Here is a 15,374-nt window from a genome sequence, read left to right on the forward strand (position 1 = left end):
TTCTTGATTGCATTATTTATACCGCAGGTAATAGATCTGTATAGTAATTCTGTTGGTCGAATTTCTGCCATCACCCAGGATCGCACGGTCAAAGTTAGTAAGACCAGTGTTTCTGGGAGGCAATAATGCCAGACCACGGTAAGAATTATCAGTAGTATTTAACTGTGCAATGCAATAATTGGTAATGTCGTAAGTATAGGCGGTTCCTGTATTATAGATATTGTCCAGCACCAGGGTACCGTACTGAATGGCACCGGTAAGCGGGGAGCGGAGGGTGTCTTCAATGACGTTGCCATTGGTGATGACACCGAGTGGCAGGTTGGCAGGCAGTGGATAAGGGTATTTGTAGGTACCCTTTTCCGGTCTGACAGTGAGGGTAGCTCTCATAATTTTAGAGAACTTGCTCAGCTGGTTGAAATTCTTCAGATAAGGGAAGTCGATACGGCCAATGAGGTTGGTCAGCGGCTGTACAAACAGCTGGCGGTCAGCGTCAGCAGAAGGGAGCAGTCGTTTAGAAGGGCTTAAAGCAGCCAGCGGAGAACCGGCTGGGCGCTCTACGTCTATACGATTGAACTGTGTAGCTGAATTATATACAGCAAAGTCTCTGTATTCCTGTTTGATCTCGCCGGGAGTAGTATGGAAGAAGAGGCGCAGGTTGAGGGAGTCATCCGCTCTCAGGGAGGTGATGACCTGACTGTTGGCCCCTGGTTTCAGTGCCAGTCCTTTAAAGTAATTTAAGAACTGTTGCTGATTGGTGATGGTGGTAGCGTTTCTGTCAGCGAGGTCGAAGAACTCCTTACCCAGCACGTCATTGATCGCGATCCTTAAGACAGTATCACGATGGGGACGGATGGTTCGCTGGATCTGACCTAACGGGGTAGTTTCAGTAGCGAAGTTACTGCGGCTGTAGAGGAACGCGCTGTTTCCCGGGCGTTTGATCTCTTCGGTCACACGATATACCTCAATATGCTGAGGGAGGGTCGTGTCGCCGTAGTGTTCGTATTTCGGATGTATTAATAATACAAGAGAGTCATAAATTGCCCTGTCGGGGATAGCGGTACCGCTATATGCTTTTACCTGCCAGAAAGAGCTGGCGGATATTTTACCGAAGTAAGGGTCGTTATTGGTACCCACCAGCGCAACGCCCATATTAGAAGTAGGAACAGAATCAAGGTATGCCGTGCTCATGTTCATTGTAATGGTATCTGTAACGAGATACTCGGTACCACTCTGATCTGTGACACCATCATACAAAAAACCTTCCTTTTCACAGGCAGCGGCGCCAGTGATCAATAATGCACAAACCAGGTATTTACAGGCCACTTTGGCGCGGATACTTTTATTCATGGAGCGCAATTTTAGACAGGAACCCAACTTCACGCTGATTTAATATGCGAATAAGCTCTTTTCATCGACGAATAACCATTCATATTCTTTGTGCTACTGTTGGGGTAGCAAGGTATACTATATGTCAAAAAACGGGTTGGCAGATAAAAAGACCTAGTTTGTCTGTCAAAACTCCCCAAATATCTATTTTATGATTGAGCTTAGATAAGTGCGGATAATTTTGGCAGCTATTAAAAAAGTAAAAATAACTTATGCGCTATTTAAAAGTATGTTTTCTGGGATTGGCAGTACTTACATTAGCCTCCTGTTCATCAAGCGAAGATACGACCACGCTGGGTAACTGGGTAAGAAGAGCAGATTACCAGGGCGATGCCAGAAGGGAAGCAGTGAGCTTTGTGATTGGAGATACAGCGTATGTAGGAACCGGTACCAGCGGTGTTGATGGTGGTACTTTATTAAGTTCTTTTTATAAGTACGACCCGGCGAAAGATAACTGGACTATGATAGCGTCTTTGCAGGATCCGAACGATGCTACTAAAAATCTGGCCCGTACCGGTGCATCAGCTTTCGCAGCTGCAGGCAAAGGTTACGTAGCTACTGGTAGCGATGCAGATTTCAAATCACTGAAAGATACCTGGGAATATAACCCAACTACCAACACCTGGGCCAGCAAAGCTGATTTCCCTGGTGCTGCACGTTACTTTGCAGTTGCCTTCTCCGTGAAAGACCAGGGTTACCTGGGTACTGGCTACGATGGCGGTAACAACATGAGCGACTTCTTCAAATTCAACCCGGCTACCAACAGCTGGACACCGATCACTGCACTGAAAGATAAAAGAAGACAGGCAACTGCTTTCGTTATCAAAGACAGCGCATACGTTGTGACTGGTACCGGTGCTGGTACTGTTCCTACCCGTATGTATGTATACGATGCAGCGAACGATGTATGGAAAGAGAAAGCTAAGATCGAAAACGCTACTGATGAGTCTTTCGATGATGATTACTCTTCTATCTCCCGTTATGCAGGTGTTTCCTTCGTGATCAACAACAAAGGATATGTAACTACAGGTTCCAGCTCAGCTACCTGGGAGTACGATCCGGTTAACGACCGTTGGACAGAAAAAACCGCTTTCGATGGTGCTAGCCGTACCAGCGCAGTTGGTTTCTCCGTAAAGAACAGAGGTTTCATCGGAACTGGTTACTCCAGCAGCACTTACCTGGATGACCTGTATGAATTCTTCCCTGATCAGGAAAATGATACGAATGACTAATCCTAAGTCTATTCTCATCGCTTCCCTGTCAGCAGGACTGGCTTTAACTGCCTGTCAGCAGCAACAGACGAACCGAACCGAAAATATGCAGGAAACTACCGCTACCGCAGTGCATGACAGCATTGCGGTAGTGACGTTTCAACCAGCAAATGGTGGCTGGGGTTATAAGATCAACAAGGGTACTCATACCTACATTGAACAACCATTCATCCCGGTGATCCTCGGCAATAAACCTTTTCAAAGTGAAGAGGACGCCAGGAAAGTCGGAGAACTGATAGCGGCCAAGCTCAGGAAAAACCCGGGCGGTTTGCCGGATTTAACGCGGCAAGAGCTGCTTGAAATGAAAATAGCCGGTGTAGAGTAGCACTAAAAACACTCCGGTAGATACATGTTAACTTATATTAATATTGGCCACAGTACTGTGTCTGGCCATATAGGCTATCTATTCCCCTCCAAATTTTAACATTCCTTTTACTACACTTAACAAATTTTAACAGCCTGTTTACGGGAATTGAGTGTAAGTTTATCGCGCTTTTGGGCTACATGATAAATTTAAAACAACTCTATAGGAACCGGTTAATCAAAATAGGGCTGCATATTGTAGTTTGGACCTGTTTCCTGTGCTTTCCCTTTTTCATCTATCGGATAAAGATCCAGCATCCCTGGTTCTTCGCCCGGGAAATCGTGGATAACCTCTTCCTCATAGGACTGTTTTATCTCAATTTTTATGTACTGATCCCGCGGTTTTTCACAGTAAAGAAAATCGTCTACTACCTGTCTTTTGTGGTACTGACATTGGTCTTTATCATTATGCAACAGGCTGTGACAGAATACTTTTTCTGGAAAGGCTTTGCCACTGAAGAAACAGTTGTAATACCCGCCGGGACCAGAGATGTCGGATTTGCACCACCGCCTCCGGGCTTTATGCGATATGACCTTCTCGAAAGCAGGGCACATACCAGGCATTCCCGCAAAAGCAGCCGGGCAGCACTGTATACAGATGCCAGCCTGAACGATTCGATGGTCGTTCCAAATAAGGAAATCGTTGATAATCAAACGGAAATGTCGTTTCTGGATTACATTTTGTTTCCAGAGATCTTACGGAAATCAGTGTTTGCCGCACTACTCATGCTCTTTATGAGCGGATTTATCAAGATAGCCCAGGAATGGTTTAAGAGCGAACAGCAGCGGGAGGAACTGAAAGTGGAGAATCTCAATGCTGAACTGAAATTTTTAAAGTCGCAGATTAATCCTCACTTCCTGTTTAACTGTCTAAACACCATTTATTCACTGGCCCATAAGCATTCCGTCCAGACAGAGCACGCCATTGTGAAGCTGTCTACCATCATGCGGTATATGATCTATGATTCGAATGAAGACAAGGTGCAGTTACAGCAGGAGTTGCAATACCTGGAAGACTATATTGACATACAACGTCTTAGAATGCCTGATGATATAATAGTGGATTATGCGGTACAGGGAAATCCGGCAGGATTAAAGATAGCTCCCATGTTATTGGTGCCCTTTGTGGAAAACGCCTTCAAACATGGGATCAGTTACGCGGAACCTTCTTTTATTGCCATTGCCCTGGCCATTGAAAAGAATGAGATGAGACTGGTGGTGGAGAATAGCCGTTTCCGCCAACGGGTAGCTGAAAAAGGTGGTATCGGTTTACAGAATGTGCGCAAGCGCCTTGAATTACTGTATGCGGATCATCATGAGCTGGAAATCACAGAATCCGAAAACCAATTTATTGTTGATTTAAAAATCGTGTTGAAAAATGATCAGGTGTATAGCGGTGGATGATGAACCACTTGCGTTGGAAATAATCACTGATTTTGCAAAGAAGGTGCCCTTCCTGCAACTGGTAGGCACGTTCCAAAATGCAACCGAGGCCCTGCGCTTCCTACAGGAAGAGCGGGTAGACCTGCTTTTCCTCGATATCAAGATGCCCGATATTACAGGTATTCAGTTAATGAAATGTTTGAAGTATCCGCCGATGGTCATTTTTACCACTGCATATGGTGAATATGCGCTGGAAGGCTTTGACCTGGAAGTAGTGGATTATCTGCTGAAACCTGTACCGTTCGAACGTTTCCTGCGAGCGGCCACCAAAGCGCTTGAGTTCAGAAGCATGTCTCAGCAGAAAAACGGAGACAGCAGTAACGGGCATGTAAATGATTACATCTTCATTAAGACAGAATACAAGATCATTAAGATCAATCTGGAAGATATTTTATTCATCGAAGCACTGAAAGACTATACGAAAATTTATACTCCTTTTCAGCCGGTGTTAACACTGCGCAGCCTTAAATCATTTGAAACACGTTTACCTGCGGATAAGTTCATCAGGGTACACCGCTCGTACGTGGTATCGCTGAATAAGATCAATTCTGTGGAAAAGAACACCGTGATGATCGCTAATCAGTCTATCCCTATCAGCGATGGTTACAGGGAGAAATTCTATGATGTGATCAACCGCAACAGTTAGGACATTCAGCATATTATCAACATAAAGGAAAACGGTAACCAGTATGATACTGATTACCGTTTTCTTATTTATGGATAAGCTGTTTGCTGTTATCGTTTAGATGATCTCTTTCAGCTTCGCTATAACCGCATCGATCTCTTCTTTAGTGTTGTCTTTACCAAATGAGAAACGTACGGCTATCTTGTTAGGATCGCTGTTGATAGCACGGATCACGTGAGAACCTGCATCCGCACCGGATGTACAGGCACTACCGCCGGAGGCGCAGATACCATTGATGTCCAGGTTAAACAGCAGCATCTCACTCTTCTCCGTTTTAGGGAATGATACGTTCAGTACGGTGTACAGGCTGCGTCCATAGAGGTCGCCGTTGTAACCTACACCTGGAATGTTTTTAATCAGCTCTTCCATCATGTATAAACGCAGATCATTGATGTACCTGCTGTGCTCTTCCATGTGCTCAGTAGCCAGTTCCAGTGCTTTCGCAAAACCAACGATACCATATACATTCTCTGTACCGGCGCGCATGTTACGCTCCTGTGAACCACCATGAATGAACGGGGAGATCTTTACATTTTCGTTGATGTAAAGAATACCCACGCCTTTCGGACCATTGAACTTATGCGCAGAACCGTTAATGAAGTGTACCGGTGTATTACGCAGGTCGAATGGATAGTGGCCTACTGTCTGCACAGTATCAGAATGGAAGATAGCGTCAAACTCCTTACACAGGTTACCTACAGCATGAATATCCAGCAGATTACCGATCTCGTTGTTGGCATGCATCAGGCTTACCAGGCAGCGTTCAGGGGAGTTAGCCAGCAACTCACGGAGGTGTTCCATATCTACGTGCCCGTTCGGCAGCAAACGAACATTGCTCAGCTTTATCTTCTCTTTGGAATGTGCATGCTCTACGGAGTGCAGGGTAGCATGGTGTTCAATCTCAGAAGAGATGATGTGGCGGCAGCCCAGGTTATGGATAGCTGCGCTAACGGTTGTGTTGGTACTTTCAGTACCACCGGAAGTAAAGAAGATCTCTCCCGGATTCGCATTCAGGATCTTGGCTACGGATTTACGTGCATTTTCGATGGCCAGTCTGGTTTCGCGGCCATAGGAATAGATGGACGATGGATTACCATACTTTTCAGTCAGGTAGGGCAGCATCACATCCAGCACTTCTTTATCCAGCGCCGTGGTGGCTGCATTATCAAAATAAATTCTTTTCAAGATGGTGGTGGTTTTTGATAAAAAAATGCCGTTGGCGGTCACAAATGTCTGAATTTTTTGGAAAATATGCCCAATGTAATATGCTACATGACAGTATTGTGATGAATAAACCGGAGCCGCCGGGGTAGAACCAGGAATGGGGAACTAAACCAATTGCCACCATATAAATGACAGGGGCGCTTTCCATTATCGAAAGCGCCCCTGTCGTTTATAGTAAGCAGTACATTTAATAGTCAAAGTGCTCAGGCAGCATTCCTGATTCCTGATTTTTAATGCATAAACTCCCTGATATCCTGCATGATCCTTTTGGCAATGTTATCCGCTGTCGTCTCATTCTGGCTTTCCGCATAGATACGGATGATAGGTTCAGTGTTGGAGGTACGGAGGTGTACCCAATCCCTGTCGAACTCTATTTTTAAGCCGTCTTCGGTGTTAACAGGCTGGTTTTTGTATTTACCCCTGATCTTGTCGAAGATGGTTGCCACGTTTACACCTTTGTCCAGCTCTATCTTGTTTTTAGAGATAAAGTAGTCAGGATAGCTGTTACGAATGGCTTTCAGGTTCTTTTTGGTCTGGGCTACATGGCTGAGGAACAGACCGATACCGATCAGTGCATCACGACCGTAGTGCAGGTCAGGAACGATGATACCACCATTTCCTTCCCCCCCGATCACGGCGTTCACTTCTTTCATTTTACGTACTACGTTCACCTCACCTACAGCAGACGGGTGATATTCGCCGCCATTCTTCAGGGTCACATCTTTCAGTGCCTGTGTGGAGGACAGGTTGGAAACGGTGTTCCCTTTTCTTGATTTCAGCACGTAATCAGCTACAGCTACGAGGGTATATTCTTCACCGAACATGCTACCGTCGTCACAAACGAAGCAAAGACGGTCTACATCCGGATCAACAGCGATACCCATGTCAGCGCTGGATTTATTGACTTCATTGCTTAGTGCAGTGAGGTTTTCCGGAAGAGGCTCCGGATTATGGCTGAAGCGGCCGTTCACTTCATCAAACAGTACAGTAACTTCTTCCACACCCAGTGCTTTGAGCAGGGCAGGAACGAAGATGGCGCCGGTTGAATTGACAGCATCTACGACTACTTTGAAATTGCGGGCTTTAATAGCTTCAACATCGACCAGCGGGTAGTTCAGTACCATGTCAATATGTTTCTGCATATAGGTGTCATCCTGGCGATAAACACCGAGTTTATTCACATCAGCGAAGGTAAAATCTTCACGTGCGGCCAGGTCGAGTATGATGGCACCTTCTTCGCCGGAGATAAATTCGCCTTCACCGTTCAGTAGCTTTAGCGCATTCCACTCTTTAGGATTGTGGCTGGCGGTAAGGATAATACCACCCGCTGCCTGTTCCGCTTTCACCGCAATTTCAACGGTGGGAGTGGTGGAGAGGCCAAGGTCCACGACATCCAGCCCCAATCCGGTTAAAGTAGCTACGACGAGTTGCCTTACCATTTCTCCCGAAATGCGGCCGTCGCGTCCGATCACCACTTTTTTATTGTCAGATTGTTTAAGTAGCCAGGAGCCGTATGCCGCTGTGAACTTTACAACATCAAGAGGGGAGAGTCCTTCTCCAGGTTTACCTCCGATAGTTCCGCGAATACCAGAAATCGATTTGATCAGTGCCACGAATTTCAATTTTTAAAGGAAGGGCAAATATAAAATTACAATCAGCAAACAACAAATGAATTAAATATATAGCACTGCCTTTCAGTGATATAGTGAATTTAATAGATGTGTTATGGTTTTAATGTAGGCTAATTATATAGGGGTTAGGAAACTTTTGCCTGTTTTTCTTTAATGCCACAGTTTAGCATACTTTTGCATGTCAAATTAATCAACAGCTACGTTTACATGAAATATTTATGGAAGAGTATACCCAGGTATATTAGGTATGTGATCGTTCAAGTCTTATTCCTGTACCTGTTCATGGTCGTTTTCCGCCTGGTATTCTTTCTGTTCTTCTTTAAGACTACAGTTACGGGGAGTAGTCCGATATGGAAGGCCTGGAGCCTGGGATTGCGGTTTGATCTACGGCTTACACTGATCCTGGCCGTTCCCATATTACTGGCCGCGTTTATTGCCCGGCATCACTTTTTCACTAAAGCAGCCATCCGAAGGCCCCTTTTTGTATATCTTTTTATGGTATACCTGGGGCTGACTGTCATGTATATCTTTGACCTGGGGCATTATGCTTACCTGGGATTGCGCATGGATCCTTCCGTTACCCGTTTTCTGGCGTATGGAGAGCGGGCAGACAATGCCCGGATGTTGTGGCAAAGTTATCCGGTGGTCCGTGCCGTGATCGGCATCGGCCTGTTCCTGTTCCTGATCACCGTCCTGTTCACCCGGTCTTATTACCGGCTGGGTAAGGAGCCGGCTGTAAAACTGGGCGGCTGGAAATATACCGGCTGGGTCGCGTCTCTGGTCATTCTCTTTGCTGCGGGTATTTATGCGAATGTGGCCTATTTCCCGTTGCGCTGGAGCCAGGCCATGTTCACAAAAGATAACGGTGTTACCAGTTTGTCGTTGAACCCGGTTTTGTACTACGTGTCAAACATGTCGGTACAGAAAGATACCTATGATCTTAAAAAGACGAAGGAGTTTTATCCGTTTATAGCCGACTATCTGAAAGTGGATCAGCCGGATGTGAATACGCTCAGCTTCGTGCGAAATGTTCCGGGCAGGGACGGAAAGAAAATGAATGTGGTACTGGTTATGCTGGAGTCTACCGGCGCAGCTGTCACCAGTATGTATAATAATCCCATGATGCCGACGCCGAATATGAAGCAGCTGGCAGACAGCGGCGTACTATTCAGGAACTTCTTTGTACCGGCAATCAGTACGGCAAGAACCGTCTATGGTGTAACCACCGGGCTCCCCGACCTGACCATCACCAAGACAGCCTCTCGTCACCCGCAGATGGTCGATCAGCGGGTAGTAATGGACCAGTTTAAAGGATATGAAAAGTTTTACATGCTGGGAGGTAATACGAACTGGGCTAATATCCGGGCAGTGTTCACCAGTAATGTGGAAGGGATCAGGATATTTGAGGAAGGCTATTATAAAGCGCCGAAGGCCGACGTATGGGGAGTATCGGATTTTGACCTGATCACCGAAGCGGATGAGATATTCAGGGATGCCAGCAATAAGCAGCAGCCCTTTATCGCCTTCCTGCAGCTGGCTGATAATCATCCTCCATACACCACTACCAAAGGCCGGGGGGATTTTAAGAAGGTAACGGAGAAGGATGTTGACAAAGAAAAGTTCAAAAAGGCAGGATTTGTGTCTATGGAGCAGTTTAATGCGATCCGTTATGAGGACTATAATATAGGGCACCTGATGGACCTCGCGAGGAAAGGCGGTTACCTGGATAACACGATCTTTATCATGTTTGGCGACCATAACTGTACGTTGAATCCGTATCACTTTATGCCTACGCCGGAGTATGAGCTGATCAGCGGGGGGGTGCATGCCGCCTGCTTTATTTATTGCCCGGCGCTGTTAAAACCACAGGTGGTGGACTATGCGGTGAGTTTGGTGGATGTTTATCCGACAGCGGCGAAACTGGCGGGCGTACCGTTTAAAAACTACACGCTGGGGCAGGATATGCTGGATACAACTGTCACCAACCGGTATGCATTTGCCACTTATTTAAAGAACCTGCAGACATATATTTCCCTGATCGGCGAGCGCTATCAGTATGAGATAAATACTTATACACACCAGTCATATCTGTATGATATGAAGGGAGATCCGTTAAAGGATGTGAAGCAGCAATATCCGGATACAGCAAAATCCCTTGATAATTTAACGCGGGCATTTTACGAAAGCACCCGATATTTGATGTTTAACAATAAAAAATAGAGCTTTGGGGCGTTCATCTGATCATGGAAGTTTTTAATGAGTTAGCAGTGGAAATACAAAAACATTGGTTTAAAGACTGGTTCAATTCTCCTTATTACCATTTGTTGTATAGCAACAGGAACACCGCAGAGGCGTCTGTATTCATTGACAAGCTTTTGCAATACCTGCGTCCGCCTGCTAATGCGACCATGCTGGATGTGGCTTGTGGTACCGGTCGTCATTCCGGTTACCTGGCATCCAAAGGATATACAGTTACGGGTATTGACCTTTCCATCCGCAGCATCAATATTGCTAAAAAACTGGAGAACAGTCATCTGAGTTTTTTCCAGCATGACATGCGTCTGCCATTCAGGGTGAATTATTTTGACCTGGTATTTAACTTTTTTACCAGCTTTGGCTATTTTGACACGGCACGGGAGAACGAGAATGCACTTCGTACCATGAAGAATGCGCTGAAACCGGGAGGTCGCCTGGTACTGGACTACCTGAACAGTCCTTTTATTGCGGCTAACCTGGTGCCGAATGAAGTGAAAGAGAAAGGGGACGTTGTGTTTGACATTGTGCGGGAGATGAATGGCGGTAAATTCCAGAAGCAGATCAATATACTGGACCGGGCGAGAATGCAGCGGGCTGTTTTTACGGAGAATGTGAGTGCCTTTACCCTGTTAGATTTTGAAGAGATGTTTGCCCGCCAGGGTTTACAGATAACCGAAGTTTTTGGAGACTATCATTTCAACAGCTATGACGAGGAGCATTCACCGAGGCTGATCCTTGTAGCTGAAAAACAATAGCCATCATGTTGGAAAGACTGCTTAGACTGGATTACAAACTTTTTTTTCACATCAATAACGTCTGGCAGCATCCGGTACTGGATGCTATCATACCCTGGTTACGGGAGCCTTATTTATGGGCGCCACTGTATCTCTTTCTGTTGCTGTTTGTGACGATCAATTATGGCTGGAAGGGATTCTGGTGGATGGCGTTTTTCCTGATCACATTTGGTCTGGCGGATCAGTCCAGCTTATTTATCAAGGATGCCGTGGGCAGGATACGGCCATGCCGGGACCCGCTGATGCAGCATTTTGTAAGGGTACTGGTTGTATATTGCCCTGGTAGCGGAAGTTTTACTTCTTCTCATGCAGCCAACCATTTTGCACTGGGCACTTTTTGTTTCTTCACTTTCAGGCATATCTCAAAATGGTTTGCCTCTCTGTTTTTTGTCTGGGCTGCATTGATCTGTTATGCACAGGTCTATGTGGGCGTCCATTACCCATTAGATGTGATAGGCGGAGGCCTGTTGGGCATTTTTTTAGGGGGGATGAGTGCCGGGTTTTTCCAACGGCGCATCAGACTGGAACCTGAACTCGCAACATGAACTGGATCTTTTTGTTAATTGTATTACTGGCTACCTTAGGTGGTGGCATGATTCCAATGATGGTGAAACGGGTTAATCCCAATTTTCCCATCTATATGCTGGCATTTACCGGTGCCTGTCTGTTCGGGATCACGATCATGCACCTGTTGCCCGAAGTTTATCATGAACTGGGGCACCAGGCCGGTATCTATATCGTACTGGGCTTTTTTCTGCAGGTAGCATTGCAGGCATTGTCGCATGGTACGGAGCACGGGCATACCCATGTTCCTACCAACAAGCATCAGCATGTACACCTGGCACCACTGCTGCTGGGATTGTCTATCCATGCCTTTATGGAGGGGATCCCGATGGGGTTCCGTTTTCAGGACAAGGCAGCGTTGTCTTCCCTGGTGATAGGGGTGGCCGCACATAAACTCCCCGAGGCCTTTACGCTCATAACGGTGATGTTACACGCAAAACAGCAGGGCGCCAAACTCTGGCGCATCCTCATACTGTTCTCGCTGGTAACACCGGTAGCAGCATTACTAGCTTCAGTACTTGGGGCGCATTCGACGTTTATCTCCAATTTTACAGCTTATATTGTGGCTTTGGTGATAGGTGCATTCCTCCATATTTCAACCACCATTTTTTACGAGAGCGGTACTAAACACCACGAGTTAAGCTATCGTAAAGTGGTCGCTATAGCGGCAGGTCTGGTTTTAGCATTTCTTACTTTAATATTTGAATAATTCTTTATTTTTAGGCTTTAATCATGGAAGTCGTCGTCATTATCCTCATCCTTATTTTATTGAATGGCCTGTTCTCAATGTCTGAGATCGCCATGGAATATGCACGTAAAGCAAGGCTGGAATATCTGGCCAATAAAGGGGATGAAAAGGCAAGGGCCGCACTCAAGCTGGCCAGCAATCCGGACAGGTTCCTTTCTACCGTCCAGGTAGGTATTACACTTATCAGCATTTTAATAGGCGTTTTGTCAGGTATCAGCCTTAAGCCATACCTGGCCTCCTATATTTCCGGTTTTCCTCAGTTAAGCACTTACAGCGATGGGATCTCGATCACGATCGTAGTCGTGGTGGTGACCTATTTTACGCTGGTAATAGGTGAGCTGGTGCCGAAACGCCTGGGTATACTGCGTCCCGAGTCGGTAGCCCGCCAGATGGCAGGACCTATGAAATGGGTGTCTATGGTCACTTATCCTTTCATTTGGCTGCTGACTATTTTTACCAATTTCCTCGTTAATATTTTCAACCTTAAGCCAACCGTGGATAATAATGCCACGGAAGAGGAGATCAAGGCATTGATCAATGAAGGCGCCACTTCAGGCGCGATTGAAGAGACTGAACAGGAGATCATCGAGCGGGTATTTCACCTGGGAGACAGGAATATTACCTCCCTGATGACCCACCGTACGGATATTGTCTGGCTGGACATCAATGATCCCAAAGAGATCATCCGTCGCAAGATACTGGACAGTCCCCACTCGGTCTATCCGGTCTGCGATGATGAGATTGATAATATTAAAGGTATCATCTCCATCAAAGACCTCTATATGGCAGCAGCAGATAATACACATGCGCTGTCTCCGATTATGAAAAAGCCCCTGTTTGTCCCTGAAAATAACTCCGCCTACCAGGTACTGGAAAAATTCAAGGAAACACAGAGTCACGCTGCTTTTATTGTTGATGAATACGGCACTTTCCTGGGAATGATCACCCTGAATGATATTCTGGAAGCCATTGTGGGAGATATGCCGGAAACCGGACAGGACGATGATTATGAAATTGTGCGCAGGGAGGATGGTTCCTATCTGGTAGATGGACAGATCCCCTTTTATGACTTCCTCAGCAAATTTGACAAGGAAGACTGGATGGCTGAATTTGAACAGGAATTTGACACTATGGCCGGCTTTATCCTTCATCACCAGGAACATATACCTAAAATAGGAGAGAAGTTTGAATGGAGAGGATTTACCTTTGAAATAGTCGATATGGACGCCCACCGTATTGACAAAGTGCTGGTAGAAGCACCACAGGAGAACATAGAAGAAGGCTGATCACATACACTATAATAAGAGAATGTATCGGTTATGAATTATAGATGGCTCCGGCTACGTAGGTTTATCATTTGTATAAATTACGTAGTTCCCCATTTGTAATTCGTAATTGTTTTTTGCTAATTTTGAGCACTTTTTTACATAATCAAATAATTTAATTTAAAGTAATGGTTGTTTTAGGAAGTAAGGTGCTTTCACTGGACGAAGTGTACCGCGTGTTATTTGATGGGGAGGAGTTAAGCCTGGATGAAGCCGCTTTACAGCAGGTATCCGAGAACTTTGAGTTTTTGAAGAAGTTTGCGGCGAAAAAGCTCATTTATGGTATTAATACCGGTTTTGGGCCGATGGCGCAATACCGCATCAGCGAGAGCGATACCCACCAGTTACAGTATAATCTTATCCGCAGCCATAGCTCGGGTGCCGGTAAATACCTGTCGCCCGTGTTAACCAAAGGCCTGATGATAGCGCGTCTCAGCAGCTTTATGCAGGCTCATTCTGGTGTACATCCTGAGGTGGTACACCTGCTTTGTGATCTGATCAACAAAGACGTTTATCCATGTGTATGTGAGCACGGTGGCGTAGGTGCCAGCGGAGACCTGGTACAGCTGGCCCATCTGGCATTGGTGCTGATCGGCGAGGGCGAGGTATTGTACGAAGGTAAACTGCGTCCGACAGGGGAGGTGTATGTACAACTGGGACTGAAACCAATTGGCATTCACGTGCGGGAAGGTCTGGCCATCATTAATGGTACTTCTGCTATGACCGGTATTGCCCTGGCTAATATCATTGAAGCGAAGAAACTGCTGGGTTGGAGCTGCATCCTGTCATCCATGATCAACGAAGTGGTAGAAGCGTTTGACGATCACCTGTCAAAAGAGCTGAACGCCGTAAAACGTCATGAAGGTCAGAACAAAGTGGCTGCCGCCATGCGTAACATCCTGAAAGATAGTAAGATGATCAGGCATCGTCCTGACCATTTCTACAAAGAACTGGAAGAAGAGATCTTTAAAGATAAAGTACAGGAATACTACTCGCTGCGTTGTGTACCGCAGGTACTGGGTCCTATCTATGATACCCTGGCACAGGCTGAACAGATCGTTGTGCAGGAGTTAAATTCCGTGAGTGATAATCCGGTGGTAGATCATCACCAGGAGAATGTGTTCCATGGTGGTAACTTCCACGGCGACTACATCTCCCTGGAAATGGATAAGGTAAAGATCGCTATCACCAAGCTGTCTATGTTATCAGAAAGACAGCTGAACTACCTGATGAACGATAAGCTGAACCACAAGTTCCCGCCGTTCATGAACCTGGGTAAACTTGGCCTGAACTTCGGTATGCAGGGTATCCAGTTCACAGCTACCTCCACCGTAGCGGAAAACCAGACACTTTCTTTCCCAATGTATGTACATAGCATTCCCAACAATAACGACAACCAGGATATCGTGAGCATGGGTTGTAATGCGGCGCTGATGACCAACCGTGTTATTGAGAATGCATATGAAGTACTGGCTATCCAGGTGATGACCATGCTGCAGGCGGTTGACTACCTGAACTGTCAGGAAAAGCTGTCCTCTTTCTCACAACGCATTTACAGTGAAGTAAGGGCAATTTTCCCTAAATTTATTGAGGACAGTCCTAAGTATAAAGACGCTAAGAAGATCAAGGAATACCTGTTACAGCATGATCCTTCAATCGTATGGTAACCTACTAAAACAATTAT

The 15,374-nt window shown here is 45.9% G+C and carries 13 protein-coding genes; 10 read left to right on the plus strand and 3 right to left on the minus strand.

What is annotated here, in order from left to right; genetic code table 11:
* Window positions 1-12: 12 nt before the first annotated feature.
* Window positions 13-1,347 (minus strand): DUF4270 family protein, encoded by a 1,335-nt coding sequence (locus GWR21_RS24635; RefSeq protein ID WP_162334282.1) that lies wholly within the window; start codon window positions 1,345-1,347, stop codon window positions 13-15.
* 251 nt (window positions 1,348-1,598) lie between these two features.
* Here GWR21_RS24635 and GWR21_RS24640 point away from each other — a divergent pair, with 251 nt between their 5' ends.
* From GWR21_RS24640 to GWR21_RS24655, 4 genes are all read left to right on the plus strand, one after another.
* On the plus strand, window positions 1,599-2,618 hold the full coding sequence (locus tag GWR21_RS24640) for a Kelch repeat-containing protein (RefSeq protein ID WP_162334283.1): 1,020 nt from the start codon (window positions 1,599-1,601) through the stop codon (window positions 2,616-2,618).
* A complete protein-coding gene (locus GWR21_RS24645) occupies window positions 2,611-2,982 on the plus strand; it encodes a DUF4907 domain-containing protein (RefSeq protein ID WP_162334284.1) in 372 nt (123 codons plus the stop codon). Before GWR21_RS24640 ends, GWR21_RS24645 begins: the two co-directional genes overlap by 8 nt.
* A gap of 179 nt (window positions 2,983-3,161) precedes the next feature.
* The gene (locus GWR21_RS24650; RefSeq protein WP_162334285.1) at window positions 3,162-4,424 is read left to right on the plus strand and encodes a sensor histidine kinase; all 1,263 of its coding nucleotides are present in this window, start codon (window positions 3,162-3,164) and stop codon (window positions 4,422-4,424) included.
* Window positions 4,399-5,109: a LytR/AlgR family response regulator transcription factor gene (locus GWR21_RS24655; RefSeq protein WP_162334286.1), complete on the plus strand. Its 711-nt coding sequence runs from the start codon at window positions 4,399-4,401 to the stop codon at window positions 5,107-5,109. The genes GWR21_RS24650 and GWR21_RS24655 overlap by 26 nt, the downstream gene beginning before the upstream one ends.
* A gap of 96 nt (window positions 5,110-5,205) precedes the next feature.
* Here the strand turns inward: GWR21_RS24655 and GWR21_RS24660 are convergent, their stop codons facing one another.
* Both GWR21_RS24660 and glmM read right to left on the minus strand, forming a co-directional pair.
* The gene (locus GWR21_RS24660; protein ID WP_162334287.1) at window positions 5,206-6,333 is read right to left on the minus strand and encodes a cysteine desulfurase family protein; all 1,128 of its coding nucleotides are present in this window, start codon (window positions 6,331-6,333) and stop codon (window positions 5,206-5,208) included.
* 269 nt (window positions 6,334-6,602) lie between these two features.
* Window positions 6,603-7,985: a phosphoglucosamine mutase gene (gene glmM, locus GWR21_RS24665; RefSeq protein ID WP_162334289.1), complete on the minus strand. Its 1,383-nt coding sequence runs from the start codon at window positions 7,983-7,985 to the stop codon at window positions 6,603-6,605.
* A 267-nt stretch (window positions 7,986-8,252) separates the two neighbouring features.
* On the opposite strand from glmM, the gene GWR21_RS24670 reads away from it, so the two are divergent.
* From GWR21_RS24670 to GWR21_RS24695, 6 genes are all read left to right on the plus strand, one after another.
* Entirely contained in the window at window positions 8,253-10,223 is a 1,971-nt protein-coding gene (locus GWR21_RS24670; protein ID WP_238429992.1) for an LTA synthase family protein, read from the plus strand.
* A gap of 47 nt (window positions 10,224-10,270) precedes the next feature.
* A complete protein-coding gene (locus GWR21_RS24675) occupies window positions 10,271-11,014 on the plus strand; it encodes a class I SAM-dependent methyltransferase (protein ID WP_238429994.1) in 744 nt (247 codons plus the stop codon).
* 5 nt (window positions 11,015-11,019) lie between these two features.
* Complete coding sequence (locus GWR21_RS24680; RefSeq protein WP_162334294.1) at window positions 11,020-11,598, plus strand: phosphatase PAP2 family protein; 579 nt, start codon at window positions 11,020-11,022, stop codon at window positions 11,596-11,598.
* The gene (locus tag GWR21_RS24685; RefSeq protein WP_162334296.1) at window positions 11,595-12,326 is read left to right on the plus strand and encodes a ZIP family metal transporter; all 732 of its coding nucleotides are present in this window, start codon (window positions 11,595-11,597) and stop codon (window positions 12,324-12,326) included. The genes GWR21_RS24680 and GWR21_RS24685 overlap by 4 nt, the downstream gene beginning before the upstream one ends.
* 23 nt (window positions 12,327-12,349) lie before the next feature.
* The gene (locus tag GWR21_RS24690; protein ID WP_162334297.1) at window positions 12,350-13,651 is read left to right on the plus strand and encodes a hemolysin family protein; all 1,302 of its coding nucleotides are present in this window, start codon (window positions 12,350-12,352) and stop codon (window positions 13,649-13,651) included.
* Between the two features lie 167 nt (window positions 13,652-13,818).
* Entirely contained in the window at window positions 13,819-15,357 is a 1,539-nt protein-coding gene (locus GWR21_RS24695) for an HAL/PAL/TAL family ammonia-lyase (RefSeq protein ID WP_162334299.1), read from the plus strand.
* Window positions 15,358-15,374: the final 17 nt, after the last annotated feature.

This window comes from Chitinophaga agri (assembly GCF_010093065.1).
Lineage (GTDB): Bacteria > Bacteroidota > Bacteroidia > Chitinophagales > Chitinophagaceae > Chitinophaga > Chitinophaga agri.

What these genes read in the sequence shown, in the direction of transcription:
- GWR21_RS24685 (WP_162334296.1), top strand. Translation starts at nt 11,595, where the DNA reads ATGAACTGGATCTTTTTGTTAATTGTATTACTGGCTACCTTAGGTGGT.
- GWR21_RS24680 (WP_162334294.1), top strand. Translation starts at nt 11,020, where the DNA reads ATGTTGGAAAGACTGCTTAGACTGGATTACAAACTTTTTTTTCACATC.
- GWR21_RS24655 (WP_162334286.1), top strand. Translation starts at nt 4,399, where the DNA reads ATGATCAGGTGTATAGCGGTGGATGATGAACCACTTGCGTTGGAAATA.
- GWR21_RS24695 (WP_162334299.1), top strand. Translation starts at nt 13,819, where the DNA reads ATGGTTGTTTTAGGAAGTAAGGTGCTTTCACTGGACGAAGTGTACCGC.
- GWR21_RS24690 (WP_162334297.1), top strand. Translation starts at nt 12,350, where the DNA reads ATGGAAGTCGTCGTCATTATCCTCATCCTTATTTTATTGAATGGCCTG.
- GWR21_RS24645 (WP_162334284.1), top strand. Translation starts at nt 2,611, where the DNA reads ATGACTAATCCTAAGTCTATTCTCATCGCTTCCCTGTCAGCAGGACTG.
- GWR21_RS24650 (WP_162334285.1), top strand. Translation starts at nt 3,162, where the DNA reads ATGATAAATTTAAAACAACTCTATAGGAACCGGTTAATCAAAATAGGG.
- GWR21_RS24640 (WP_162334283.1), top strand. Translation starts at nt 1,599, where the DNA reads ATGCGCTATTTAAAAGTATGTTTTCTGGGATTGGCAGTACTTACATTA.
- GWR21_RS24635 (WP_162334282.1), bottom strand. Translation starts at nt 1,347, where the DNA reads ATGAATAAAAGTATCCGCGCCAAAGTGGCCTGTAAATACCTGGTTTGT.